The sequence below is a fragment of the Vibrio sp. J2-4 genome, assembly GCF_021728155.1.
Classification (GTDB): domain Bacteria; phylum Pseudomonadota; class Gammaproteobacteria; order Enterobacterales; family Vibrionaceae; genus Vibrio; species Vibrio diabolicus.
On the sequence record NZ_JAKKCN010000007.1, the window covers coordinates 79,616 to 92,803 of the forward strand.

The 13,188-nt window shown below is 46.1% G+C and carries 11 protein-coding genes; 8 read left to right on the forward strand and 3 right to left on the reverse strand.

Annotated elements, in window-relative coordinates:
- Positions 1-95 precede the first annotated feature (95 nt).
- Entirely contained in the window at positions 96-608 is a 513-nt protein-coding gene (locus L3V32_RS21540) for a CpxP family protein (RefSeq protein ID WP_150918199.1), read from the reverse strand.
- A 190-nt stretch (positions 609-798) separates the two neighbouring features.
- Here L3V32_RS21540 and L3V32_RS21545 point away from each other — a divergent pair, with 190 nt between their 5' ends.
- From L3V32_RS21545 to trmL, 4 genes are all read left to right on the forward strand, one after another.
- Entirely contained in the window at positions 799-1,488 is a 690-nt protein-coding gene (locus tag L3V32_RS21545) for a response regulator (protein WP_005397534.1), read from the forward strand.
- Positions 1,488-2,882 carry an envelope stress sensor histidine kinase CpxA gene (gene cpxA / locus L3V32_RS21550; RefSeq protein ID WP_053807755.1) on the forward strand — a complete coding sequence of 465 codons (1,395 nt, stop codon included), beginning with the start codon at positions 1,488-1,490 and terminating at the stop codon, positions 2,880-2,882. The genes L3V32_RS21545 and cpxA overlap by 1 nt, the downstream gene beginning before the upstream one ends.
- A 176-nt stretch (positions 2,883-3,058) precedes the next feature.
- The gene (locus L3V32_RS21555) at positions 3,059-3,667 is read left to right on the forward strand and encodes a superoxide dismutase (protein ID WP_005397537.1); all 609 of its coding nucleotides are present in this window, start codon (positions 3,059-3,061) and stop codon (positions 3,665-3,667) included.
- A 136-nt stretch (positions 3,668-3,803) separates the two neighbouring features.
- Positions 3,804-4,283, forward strand: a complete 480-nt coding sequence (trmL, locus tag L3V32_RS21560; protein ID WP_005382381.1) for a tRNA (uridine(34)/cytosine(34)/5-carboxymethylaminomethyluridine(34)-2'-O)-methyltransferase TrmL — start codon at positions 3,804-3,806, stop codon at positions 4,281-4,283.
- Positions 4,284-4,354: 71 nt separating this feature from the next.
- Here the strand turns inward: trmL and L3V32_RS21565 are convergent, their stop codons facing one another.
- Positions 4,355-4,873 (reverse strand): FxsA family protein, encoded by a 519-nt coding sequence (locus L3V32_RS21565; RefSeq protein ID WP_053807754.1) that lies wholly within the window; start codon positions 4,871-4,873, stop codon positions 4,355-4,357.
- A 430-nt stretch (positions 4,874-5,303) separates the two neighbouring features.
- Between L3V32_RS21565 and aspA the strand changes: the two genes are divergently transcribed.
- The 4 genes from aspA (at position 5,304) to L3V32_RS21585 (ending at position 11,035) form a co-directional block, all read left to right on the forward strand.
- Positions 5,304-6,755 carry an aspartate ammonia-lyase gene (gene aspA / locus L3V32_RS21570; protein WP_005397540.1) on the forward strand — a complete coding sequence of 484 codons (1,452 nt, stop codon included), beginning with the start codon at positions 5,304-5,306 and terminating at the stop codon, positions 6,753-6,755.
- Between the two features lie 175 nt (positions 6,756-6,930).
- Entirely contained in the window at positions 6,931-8,238 is a 1,308-nt protein-coding gene (locus L3V32_RS21575; protein WP_065646964.1) for an anaerobic C4-dicarboxylate transporter, read from the forward strand.
- A 161-nt stretch (positions 8,239-8,399) separates the two neighbouring features.
- Positions 8,400-10,211, forward strand: coding sequence for a protein-disulfide reductase DsbD (locus L3V32_RS21580; RefSeq protein ID WP_237285161.1), 1,812 nt, complete (start codon positions 8,400-8,402; stop codon positions 10,209-10,211).
- Positions 10,212-10,405: 194 nt separating this feature from the next.
- Positions 10,406-11,035, forward strand: a complete 630-nt coding sequence (locus L3V32_RS21585) for a response regulator transcription factor (protein WP_005397542.1) — start codon at positions 10,406-10,408, stop codon at positions 11,033-11,035.
- Positions 11,036-11,037: 2 nt separating this feature from the next.
- On the opposite strand, the gene L3V32_RS21590 is transcribed toward L3V32_RS21585, so the two are convergent.
- Complete coding sequence (locus tag L3V32_RS21590) at positions 11,038-12,783, reverse strand: potassium/proton antiporter (protein ID WP_047010251.1); 1,746 nt, start codon at positions 12,781-12,783, stop codon at positions 11,038-11,040.
- Between the last annotated feature and the right edge of the window lie 405 nt (positions 12,784-13,188).

The window sequence follows — 13,188 nt, forward strand, 5'->3', positions numbered from 1 at the left end:
AAACCATACGTTGAGTATATTGAATGCCCATGAAATAACCAGATCAAAAAAGAGGCAACCAATGGCTGCCTCTTTATATAACATCAATTCATGACTTAATTATTGCGGTATTTTTCCATGCGCTTATGCATTCTGTCGCCACACTCTTGCATGCGTTCATTTTGCAACTTCACAAACTCTGCTTTTTGTTCTGACGTTAATACGCTCAGCATTTGGTGCTTTCTTTCTAGCATTTGCACACGATGCTCAGTTTGGCGTTCAACCATTTCTTTTGCTAATGCGGTCGCTTGTGCTTCATCAAAACTATCCGCTAGTAAGAGTGATTGCATTTTTGCATGGTGTGCTTGTCGCTCAGCCATACGAGCTTCGCGATTTTCAGAATATTTGCCTTTCATCTGTGCGCGGTTTGCTTCACGGAAAGACTTAAGCTGATCTTTTTGAGCATCCGTCAAATTCAAATCACGCATAATGCCGCGGTCCATTCCCATGCCACATTCATCACGCGGGCCTTGATGATGGTTTTTACCACCGTAAGCGAATGCGCTTGCTGCGCCGAGGGTAAGAGGTAGAACAACAGCAGCTAACACAAGTTTTTTTGCAGATTTCATAATTTGATTCCTTACACAGGTGAGTGATTCTTTTGAGCTGTTCTCACAGCGCTTGAGTATAGAATACGACCCACTAGGTAAAGCGACGTATAGGGAGCGTAAAGAATCGTAAAGAGTGATTTTTACCCTCTTCGCAGCACATCATTCCAATGTAATATTAAGCTATCGGTAACTTACTATAGGTGCCCCCATGGCAAACATTCTTTTAATTGATGACGATATCGAGCTAACCAGCTTATTAAAAGAAGTACTCAGTTTCGAAGGATTTGACGTCAGCGAAGCAAATGATGGCGAAGCAGGCTTAGCTGCGGTCAATGATAAGATTGATTTGATTTTGTTGGATGTCATGATGCCGAAGCTAAATGGCATGGAAACCCTTAAACGCTTGCGTGAAAACTGGGAAACTCCTGTCTTGATGCTGACCGCTAAAGGGGAAGAAATTGACCGCGTGATCGGTTTAGAGCTAGGCGCGGATGATTATTTACCGAAACCTTTTAGCGACCGTGAACTGTTAGCGCGTATCCGTGCGATCTTACGCCGTACCAGCAGCACACAAAAAAACACCAAAAACAGCGATTGCATTGAGTATCAAGAGCTCCGTCTTTACCCAGGTAAACAAGAAGCATACTGCGATCAACAGTTGCTCGATCTCACAGCAACCGAGTTTGCTCTGTTGACCCACTTTGTGCAAAACCCAGGACAAGTGCTAACTAAAGAGACATTGAGCCTAGATGTGCTTGGTAAACGACTCGCCGCTTTTGATCGCGCGATCGATATGCATGTTTCGAACTTACGTAAAAAATTACCAGATCAGAGCAATGGCAAGCCGCGAATCAAAACCCTGCGTGGTCGTGGCTATATGCTGCTTGAGGAGGATTAATGCGCCTATCACGCATCAAACTGCCAAACATCAATAGCTTGTATGGACGCATCTTTGCCATTTTTTGGTTCACTATGTTATTGGTGTTGATAGCCGTGCTATCACTGCCACATTTGGACCCTCGCAAAGCTCGCGACATTCCAGAAGAGCACTATAAACGTATGGTAGAAACGCGTGACGCAATCCAACAAAAATACCGTCAGCAAACTGATTTAGGTCGAATACTATTTCGTATCGAGGGTAACCGTCACGGTAAGCATGACCCTCGTCCGCGCGTATTTTTTTCTGACTACAGCGGTAATGTTCTTACGACAGAAAAACGCAGTAATTTCCAATTACGTGCCATGCAAAACTTTGTCACCAGTATCGAAGATTACAACCAGCCAAAGCAGAAACTGTATGGTCGATACATGATTGCAGGTCCAATCCCGATAACTTTGGCTGGCTCCGATATCTTGATGTATGTGGGCTTCAAGTGGAATGAGCCACCACCACTACTCTTGCGTCTGTTTGATCACCCATTCCAGCTGTTGCTCGCGGTCATGCTGGTTAGTACACCATTGCTGTTATGGCTTGCCTGGGCACTAAGTCAGCCAGCGCGTCGTCTTGAAGCCGCCGCTCAACGTGTGGCGAAAGGCGAATTTGTCACAGACCCAAATTTAGAAAAAGGCACGGCAGAGTTTCGTCAGGCTGGCAGCAGCTTCAACCAGATGGTCGAGGCGGTTAATCAAATGATTTCAGGACAACAACGCCTGCTATCCGATATCTCTCACGAGCTGCGCTCACCTTTAACTCGTCTACGCATGGCAAGCGCATTAGCAACGCGTAAACAAGGCGAAAGCCCAGAACTGACTCGTATCGATACCGAAGCGCAGCGCTTGGAACAGATGATCAGCGAATTGCTTGAACTGTCTCGCATGCAGGCGAACAGCCATATGACTCGCGAAACGCAGCCACTGGAAAGTTTGTGGGAAGAGATCATTAAAGATGCGCAGTTTGAAGCTGAGCAAATGGGTAAGCACCTACACTATTCTGAACTGCCAAAACGAAGTATCTCCGGCAATCCTAAACTGCTGATGAGTGCGGTGGAAAACATCGTTCGTAACGCCATTTATTACGGGAAAGATGAGGTGCAAATCGACATCAAGGCCGATGATGATACGCTGCATATCACGGTTGATGACAATGGCGAGGGCGTTCCTGAAGAAGAATTAGCCGCGATTTTTCGTCCGTTCTATCGCGTTTCAACGGCCCGCGATCGCCACTCCGGCGGCACGGGTCTCGGCCTAACCATTACCGAAAGTGCCATCCGCCAGCACAGTGGAACGATCGTCGCCAGTCGAAGTCCGTTAGGCGGATTGCGCATGAGTATCACCTTACCTATCAATCGTTAACTTCAAGCCGATGAGCTAACAGTAAGCCACACCCTATTTCTAGAGTGAGAGATTCACGGCTTCATCTTCACTTTAGAAATTGGGTGGGAACGCCTTCGAATACCCTTACAAAGATCAAAGTTGATAATAATTATCGTTAGCATTAAAGTGAATTTTCCAATTAAGGAGGATTTACTATGTCACATACATTTCCCGCTCTGCCTTACCCGTACGATTCACTAGAGCCGTACATCGACGCGAAAACCATGGAAGTGCATTACAGCAAACATCACAAGACTTATTTCGATAAGTTCGTAAGTGCCGTTGAAGGGAGCGAGCTCGAAACTCAGTCATTAGACGAGATCTTTGACAATATCTCTAAGCTCAGCCCTGCAGTGCGTAATAATGGCGGCGGCTACTACAACCACATCATTTATTGGAATTGCATGTCACCAAATGGTGGCGGTGAGCCTCAAGGCGCACTTGCTCAGGCAATTAACGATAAATTTGGTAGCTTTGCGCAATTTAAAGAAGCGTTTGCCCAAGCCGCGATTAATACCTTTGGTTCTGGCTTTGCATGGCTGATCGTAAAAGATGGAGAGATTCACATTACGTCCACCAGCAATCAAGATAACCCTCTGATGGACGTAGTGGATGTACGCGGCGAGCCAATTCTCGCTCTTGACGTGTGGGAGCACGCGTATTACATCAGCTACCAAAACCGTCGCCCAGAATACATTGATGCATGGTGGAACGTCGTTAATTGGCGAGCGGTTGAAGAAAATTACGCTCACGCTCTATTATAAAGAGCATCGATACTTACGGTATTAGCGTCCGCGCTAATGACTGCTTTCATACCCAGGTCAATCTTGCTGAATCTCGCATATCTTGCTGACTTGGGTATATACTGCCCCTCTATTTGACCAACTCTATTTCAATACCATGTTTGATATCGCTTTATACGAACCAGAAATCGCGCCGAACACCGGCAACATCATTCGACTTTGTGCCAACTGCGGTGCAAACCTTCACTTAATTGAACCTCTGGGTTTCGATCTTGAAGAGAAGAAAGTCCGCCGCGCTGGTTTGGATTACCATGATTTAGCTCGCGTAACGCGTCATAAGAACTATCAAGCATTCTTAGAATATTTAGAGAAAGAGAAACAAGGTAACTACCGATTGTTTGCCTGCACCACCAAAACCACAGGTCACCACGTTGATGCACAATACCAAGCAGGTGACGTATTGATGTTTGGTCCAGAAACTCGTGGCTTGCCTGCTGAAATCATCGATAGCTTGCCAATGGAGCAGCGTATCCGCATTCCAATGATGCCAGATGCGCGCAGCCTAAACCTTTCGAACGCCGTTGCGATCATTGCTTTTGAAGCATGGCGTCAAATGGGGTTTGAAGGCGCGTTGTAAGCACCACGATTTTCAGATACAAAAAAGGGCGCTTAGTGCGCCCCTTTTGTTTTCTGTACACTCTGACTCAATCAGTTGAGCTTGTTGCGATCATCATCGTCTTTACGCTCGTATTCCCCTTCGAAGGTATTGCCATCGTCTGACTGGGAATTAAATGGGTCACGGCGGAACGGGTCTTGCTCAAATGGCCCTTGGTTAGAGAAACCACCTTGGAAGCCACCACCATGCATGGTTTTCACCACCATTTTACTCATCAAGTATTTGGCAATCGCGGCGCGTGGAGCAGGAAGCAACACCAGCATACCAAGAGCATCGGTCATAAAGCCCGGTGTTAACAGCAGCACGCCAGCCACCGCTAGCATTACGCCTTCAAAAATTTGCTGTGCTGGAATTTCACCTTGTTCCAGACGCCCCTGCACAGACATCAGAGTTTGGATGCCTTGGCTGCGCACCAACGATGCACCGACAAATGCCGTGATTAATACTAATGCGATAGTCGGCCACAAACCTAAAAAGCCGCCCACCTGAATAAATAAGCCGATTTCAATGATCGGGACAAAAATAAACGCCAATAATAAGATAGGAAACACACGCCCTCCTTTGTTTAATTCAGTGTAATGGTAAAAGCGGACTAAGCTCAAACGAATCGTTGTAAAAAAGCGTGTTCATACTGGTCTCTTCCTACTCAGAAAAAGCGGTAGTGGAGTGTTTCATTCAATTGCATACCGATTTTTTCGTGCTTTTAAAGTGCTAATTTCGAACTCTAAAAACCCATGTTTGTCGAGGAAAATCGCGTACCCATAAAGGGTTATTAATAACCCGTTCATACTTTGCAAATTATTGACTCATGAAAAACGAAAAAGGTGATCTAGTTACTATTTTTATGCGCTAGGTGCAGTATCATGTGCCACATAAGTCAGGACGGATTTTCCAGCCAAAAATTCTGATGAATGGATTCTAGATTGCAGAAATGGCTAATAAATAACTTTATTATCAGAATTATCATCTAAGGATCCTGCTATGGCTACCCTATCTGATGCTCCAAAAACAGCAAACCCAGCCACTCGTATTGAAGAAGATCTATTAGGTCAACGTCATGTCCCTGCAGATGCGTACTACGGTATTCATACGCTACGTGCGATCGAGAACTTCAACATCTCTAATATGACCATCTCTGACGTACCAGAATTTGTACGCGGTATGGTAATGACCAAAAAAGCAGCGGCGTTGGCAAACAAAGAACTTGGTGCGATTCCAAAAGACGTTGCAAACTACATCATCGAAGCGTGTGATTTGATCCTAGAAACTGGCAAGTGCATGGATCAGTTCCCATCAGACGTATTCCAAGGTGGTGCGGGCACTTCCGTGAACATGAACACGAACGAAGTGATCGCAAACGTTGCGCTTGAGCTAATGGGTAAAGAGAAAGGTCAATACGAATTTGTTAACCCAAATGACCACGTAAACAAGAGCCAATCAACCAACTGTGCGTACCCAACGGGTTTCCGTATCGCGGTTTACAACAGCGTACACAAACTAATGGAAGCAATTGAGTACCTAAAAGGCGCATTCGAACTTAAAGCAATTGAGTTTAAAGATGTACTGAAAATGGGTCGTACTCAGCTACAAGACGCGGTACCGATGACTGTAGGTCAAGAGTTCCACGCTTGGGCAGTAACACTAAACGAAGAGATTCGTGCTCTAGATTACACCTCTAAACTACTCCTAGAGATCAACCTAGGCGCAACCGCAATCGGTACAGGTCTAAATACCCCGACTGGCTACCAAGCGCTTGCAGTAAAACATCTAGCGGAAGTAACAGGTCTTGACGTTGTTGCGGCAGAAGACCTTATCGAAGCGACTTCTGACTGTGGCGCATACGTAATGACGCACAGTGCACTAAAACGTCTAGCGGTGAAACTATCGAAGATCTGTAACGACCTTCGTCTACTTTCTTCTGGCCCACGCGCTGGTCTAAATGAATTGAACCTACCTGAAATGCAAGCAGGTTCTTCAATCATGCCAGCAAAAGTAAACCCAGTTATCCCAGAAGTAGTAAACCAAGTTTGCTTTAAAGTTCTAGGTAACGACAACACGGTTTCTTTCGCAGCAGAAGGCGGTCAGCTACAGCTAAACGTAATGGAACCAGTTATCGCACAAAGCATGTTTGAGTCTATCTCTCTACTACACAATGCGTGTGTGAACCTACGTGATAAATGTATCGACGGCATCACGGTCAACAAAGAGACTTGTGAAAACTACGTTTACAACTCTATCGGTATCGTCACTTATCTAAACCCATACATCGGCCACCACGAAGGTGACATCGTAGGTAAGATTTGTGCGGAAACCGGTAAGAGTGTTCGCGAAGTTGTGCTAGAGCGCGGCCTGCTAACCGCAGAAGAGCTTGATGAAATCTTGTCAGTCGAAAACTTCATGCATCCAACTTACAAAGCGAAACGCTACGAGTAATAACTAATTCGAAGGGGGCCACTCAGGCCCCTTTTTTAGGCTCTCATACGGTTAACCACATTTTTTATATGCTTTTATTGCCATTAGGCCACTGGGTTCTAATTCTCTGAGCATTTACTCCTGTTCCTGAGTGTTCAAAAAATCAGAATCAATAAAAAACTAAAGAGGTATCAATATGGTCATGGTCGAACTCTTCGTGGTTCTGCTCTTCATTTATTTGGGGGCTAGAATCGGCGGTATCGGCATTGGTTTTGCTGGTGGTGCTGGGGTCATTGCGTTGTCTTTGATCTTAGGTGTGCCAACAAGCCAAGCTTACATCCCAGTTGACGTAATTTTGATCATCATGTCGGTCATCACGGCTATCGCAGCAATGCAAGTGGCAGGTGGTTTAGACTGGATGGTGCAAGTTGCTGAAAACTTTTTGCGCAAGCACCCTGAGCGCATCACCTTTTATGCGCCTATCGTAACTTACCTAATGACGCTGATGGCTGGTACCGGCCACACGGCATTCTCTACTTTGCCAGTGATTGCAGAAGTCGCGAAAGGCCAAGGCGTGCGTCCTTCTCGTCCACTGTCTATCGCAGTAGTGGCATCGCAAATCGCTATCACTGCCTCGCCAATCTCAGCGGCTGTTGTAGCGTTTGCGGCAATGCTGCACCCATTTGGCGTTGACTACCTAACACTATTAGCAATCTGTATCCCAACCACGTTCATCGCTTGTATGATCGGTGCGTTTGTTGCGAACTTCATGGGCTGTGAGCTAAAAGACGATTCTGAATACCAAGAGCGTCTAGAAAAAGGCTTAATCAAGCTAAATACAGAAGCAAAACGCGAAATCCTGCCAACAGCGAAAAAAGCAACCTTCATCTTCCTAGGCGCGATCGCATTCGTAGTGTGTTACGCAGCAGCAATTTCTGGCTCTGTTGGCCTTATCGAGAACCCTGCTCTAGGTCGTAACGAAGCTATCATGACGGTAATGCTAGCAGCCGCGGCAGCTATCGTAATGAGCTGTAAAATCGACGCTGGCAAAATTCCAGCCGCAGCAACATTCCGCTCTGGTATGACAGCGTGTGTGTGTGTTCTTGGTGTGGCATGGTTAGGTTCTACGTTCGTTAACGCGCACGTTGACGGCATCAAAGAAGTCGCTGGAGCACTACTAGCAGACTACCCATGGATGCTAGCGCTTGTTCTATTCTTCGCGTCTATGCTGCTTTACTCGCAAGGTGCAACCACGGTTGCGCTGATGCCAGCAGCACTTGCTATCGGTGTGGCACCACTTACCGCAGTTGCATCTTTCGCAGCAGTAAGTGCGCTATTCGTACTGCCAACTTACCCAACGCTTCTAGCAGCGGTTGAGATGGACGACACGGGTTCAACGCGTATCGGTAAGTACGTATTCAACCACCCATTCTTTGTACCTGGTGTGGTAACCATTGCTTCTGCGGTAGCACTTGGCTTCGCATTCGGTGGTCTACTGATCTAGTAGAAACAGAGTCTTACTCGGGGAGCTTCGGCTCCCTTTTTTATTGCCTGTTGTCTTGATTTATGCTCAATAAATCTTCATTTTCATGAAACTTATTGACTCGCCTCCGGGTCTGATTGAGTTACACTAACGGCAATTATCTAAGATGAATTGACTCTTTTATGCGCGCATTACTTTCCGTTTTACTCTTAGGGCTCATTACCTTTTCCACTCCGTCTTTAGCTTTATTTGGCAAAGACCAGTTTACCAATAGCCAGAACAACAGTTTTGGTAGCAGCAGCGACAGCTTTGTTCCGGTCGATCAGGCATTTCCGTTTAATTTCTACCAGCAAGACGACAAATTGATGCTCGATTGGCAGGTACGCGATGGTTATTACCTGTATCAAGAGCGTTTATCTGTGTCTGGTGAGAACATCTCACTGGGCGAACTGCAAATGGAAAACGGCACGCCACATAAAGATGAATTCTTTGGTGATGTGCATATCTATACCACACCACTATTTGTCAATATCCCACTGAGTAATTGGCAAGAGGGCGCGCGCGTCCTTGTGCAATATCAAGGCTGTGCGAAAGCGGGCTTCTGCTACCCACCAGAAACACGTGAGATTCCAATCAGCGCGTTTTCTTCATCCAATTCCGACACCGTAGCACCGACTGCCAAGGCACCGACGACAGAAAAAGCACAGCCAGCAACAAAACCAACCACCACTTCAGTACCAGTCAGTGAGCAAGATAGCTTAGCCGCGAATCTAGCCGACAAGTGGTGGACGCCGTTGTTGTTTTTGGCACTTGGTGTGGGTCTAGCATTTACCCCTTGTGTGCTGCCGATGTACCCAATTTTGACCAGCATCGTGCTTGGCAGTGGCAAGCTGAGCCAACGTCGTGCGCTTGGTTTGTCATTTGTTTATGTACAAGGTATGGCGCTGACTTACACACTGCTCGGCCTTGTAGTGGCGTCTGCGGGCATGCAGTTCCAAGCGGCGATGCAACACCCTTATGTGCTGATTGGTTTGAGTGTACTGTTCATTGCATTAGCTATGTCGATGTTTGGTCTGTACTCATTGCAGTTACCAAGCAGCGTGCAAACGTGGCTGAATAACTTAAGTAACAAGCAGCAAGGTGGTAGCAGTGCTGGCGTGTTTGCAATGGGGGCAATATCTGGCTTGGTTTGCTCTCCGTGTACTACCGCCCCACTCTCTGGTGCGCTGCTTTACGTCGCACAAAGTGGCGACTTACTCACCGGTGGGGTCGCCCTTTACGCGCTAGCGATGGGCATGGGTATTCCGTTGATCCTTGTAGCGGTATTTGGCAACAAGTTGCTACCAAAAGCCGGCGGTTGGATGGACCGCGTGAAAACGCTGTTCGGCTTTATTCTGCTTGCTGCGCCTATCTTCTTGTTGGAACGCATCATGCCAGAAATGTGGTCAACAATTCTGTGGTCAACACTGGGCATCGCTGCCTTTGGTTGGCTGTATCATGTGAAAAACAGCTTGGAGTTTGGTGGCTGGAAACAAAGCGCCGTTGGCATCATCGCCGTATTGGGTTTGCTCGCGTCAGCACAGCCAGTATTAAATTACTGGTTTGGTAATAACGCAACGCAAGCTCAACAAACTTCCGTAAGCTTTACACGCATTGCCAATGTTGCAGAGTTGGAAGAACAACTAGCGCTAGCCAAAGCAGCGGGCAAACCTGTGATGCTCGACTTCTACGCCGATTGGTGTGTGGCGTGTAAAGAGTTTGAGAAGTACACCTTCCATGATCCAAGCGTCGAAGCCAAGCTAAAAGACTTTGTTCTTTTGCAAGCTGATGTAACCAAGAACCAAGTGCAAGATATTGAGTTACTCAAACACATGAACGTACTTGGCTTGCCAACCATCGAGTTCTGGGATGCGAATGGCGAACACGTTTCAAACGCACGTTTAACCGGTTTTATGCAAGCCGAGCCTTTCTTAGAGCACATCCAACAATTCTGATCACCAGATATTCAAACGCCAGTGATGACCACTGGCGTTTTTTATTACCCAGATTTGAATGAGAAAATTGCGCTTATATGCAATTTTCCTAATAAAAGTCGATTTGGTTCAGACTTTTAGCGAATAAATATTGTCCACTCTCTCAAAGCTGGACAATAATAAATTTAACGAAATAGTAAAAAGTGTTTAACGTCATGGATTCGACCTACACCATCATCATTGCAGATGATCACCCACTCTTCCGTAATGCCTTGTTTCAATCTATCCACATGGCAATCAGTGGGGCAAATTTGCTGGAAGCGGACTCACTCGACGCACTACTGGCTTTGTTAGAGCGAGAAGAAGAGCCAGATTTGGTTCTATTGGATCTCAAAATGCCAGGAGCAAATGGTATGTCTGGCTTGATTCACTTGCGAGCAGAACACCCAGACTTACCAATCGTCGTCGTCTCGGCTAGTGAAGAGCCAGCTATCGTGACACAAGTGAAAAGCCATGGTGCGTTTGGTTTTATTCCTAAATCGAGCGACATGCGCGAATTGGTGAATGCGCTCAATCAAGTGCTCAATGGCGACCCGTATTTTCCTGAAGGGCTGATCACCAATAACGCGGCATGTAATGACTTAGCGGAGAAGATTGCCGCGCTAACGCCACAGCAATATAAGGTGTTGGGGATGTTGTCAGATGGCTTACTGAACAAACAAATCGCCTACGAATTGAATGTTTCAGAAGCCACCATCAAAGCGCACATGACGGCGATTTTCCGCAAGCTCGGCGTAAAAAACCGCACACAAGCCGTCATCATGCTAACGGAGATGAACGACTAGGCTCACTCCTCGTCAGCGAGCAGGCTTTGCTCGCTTGGCAAACGGATACCTACTTTGGTGACTTGTTGGTCAACGACATCGGCAATGATCCATTGCAAGCCTTGCCACTCGAATTGGTCCCCTAACACTGGTGTACTCCCCAATTGTTCTTCTACAAGGTTTCTTAAGCTTTTATCGAGTGACTCATCGCCCAAGTTCAAGCCATACATCATCGCAATATCGGCAAGGTTCACTTCAATATCTAGGAAGAAATCACCAAAGAATCGTGCCAATGACGCTTTCTCAGGCGCTTCACTGAATAGCAAGCTCAGAGCATCCAAATCCTTTTCTTGCGCCAACACACACAAGGTATCGTCTTCTTCGAGGCGCGTGCTGCCTGACGGATGCAATAACGCCTTATTGCGAAATACTGCGGCGATGCGCGTTCCATCCGGCATCGAAAGACTACGCAATGGTTCACCAATACACCATTTATCCGCTTTAAGCTTATAGATAAACAGTTCCCACTCACTAGTTGGGTAAATCTCCACACCTGTGCGTGAAATTGGCTCAGGTTTAGAAGGTAGCTCTACCTTCGCCAGAGACATCGCTTTAGTCAATGTGCCACCTTGTACAATCAAAGAGACCATTACCACGAAAAACGCCAAATTGAAGTACAACTGCGCATCTGGCAATCCTGCCATCATTGGAAATACCGCCAGAATAATTGGGACAGCACCGCGCAAGCCCACCCAAGAAACAAACCACTTTTCACGTGGTGTGAAACTCTTGAATGGCAGTAAACCGATCCAAACCGAGATTGGACGGGCAAATAAAATCATCCCAAAGGCCAGCGCCAAACCAGGCAACGCAATAGAGAGCAAGTTGGAAGGCGTAACCAATAAACCAAGCACGAGGAACATACCGATTTGAGCTAGCCACGTCATGCCATCTAGCACATGAAGAATGGAATGGCGGCTGCGTGTTGGACGATTACCTAGCAGTAAACCAACCAGATAAATTGACAGAATACCGCTGCCACCTAATGCATTAGATAAAGCGAAAATCAGCAAGCCACCACTGACGGTTAAAATCGAATATAAGCCATCCGGCAGTTGATTACGATTGATGACCTTCCACAAAATCCAGCCACCAGCAAAACCGAGTAAAGCGCCAATACCAAACTGCTTAAGAAAACTGAGCGCCAAAAAACCCACACTCAAATCTGCATCTGGGTTCGCTAAAATAGCAATCAGAGTAACAGTCAGAAACACCGCCATAGGATCATTGGTGCCGGATTCAATTTCCAGCGTTGAGCCAACACGTTCGTTAAGACTACGACCTTTGAGTAGAGAAAAAACCGCGGCGGCATCAGTGGAGCCGACAATCGCACCAACTAATATACCTTGCAGCAAGTCTAAGTCGAATAACCACGTTGCCATCAGCCCGGTCAAAATAGTGGTGATTGCAACCCCAAACGTTGCTAAAGACACCGAAGGCCATAACGCCACCCTAAAGCTGGCAACCCGTGTTCTCATACCACCATCAAGCAAAATGATGGCTAATGCGAGGTTACTGACCAAGTAAGCGATCGAAAAATTATCAAATAAAATACCGCCTAAACCGTCTTCCCCCGCCAGCATTCCAACGGCTAAAAATACCAAAAGAATTGGGATTCCCAACTTAGAGGAAACTGGGCTTAAAAGAACGCTAAGTGCGATTAACAACGCACCTATAAGAAAAAAACTGTTAATGGTGTCTGCGTCCATTCTCACCCTCCCTTAATGAAAAACGATATGCTTGTGATGAGCTAAGGCGACTTCGTTAATAAGTTAATGCCTTAATCTGCCTCCTCCTTAAACCGTCCCAAAGCGCGAGGTTGTACGAGAATGACTCAGTTATATTACTTTATTGTGCGCTAAAACGGTGATTTGGTACGAAAACTTTATGTAAATAAATTACTTGTGAATTTTTCACGCCAGTTTTTTCGCTGATTGATAAAAAGAAGAACGCAGAATGTTTCTGTTAAGGATCGCTAAAATCAATGAAGAAAAAATTAATCACGTCTCTTATTCGTGCTTTTTATCATTTCTCTCCTTAGACCTTTGGCTAATTTAACAGCTTTTTAACATTAACAAATAACCCTAACTCTTCTCTAAGCGCCCATATCACGG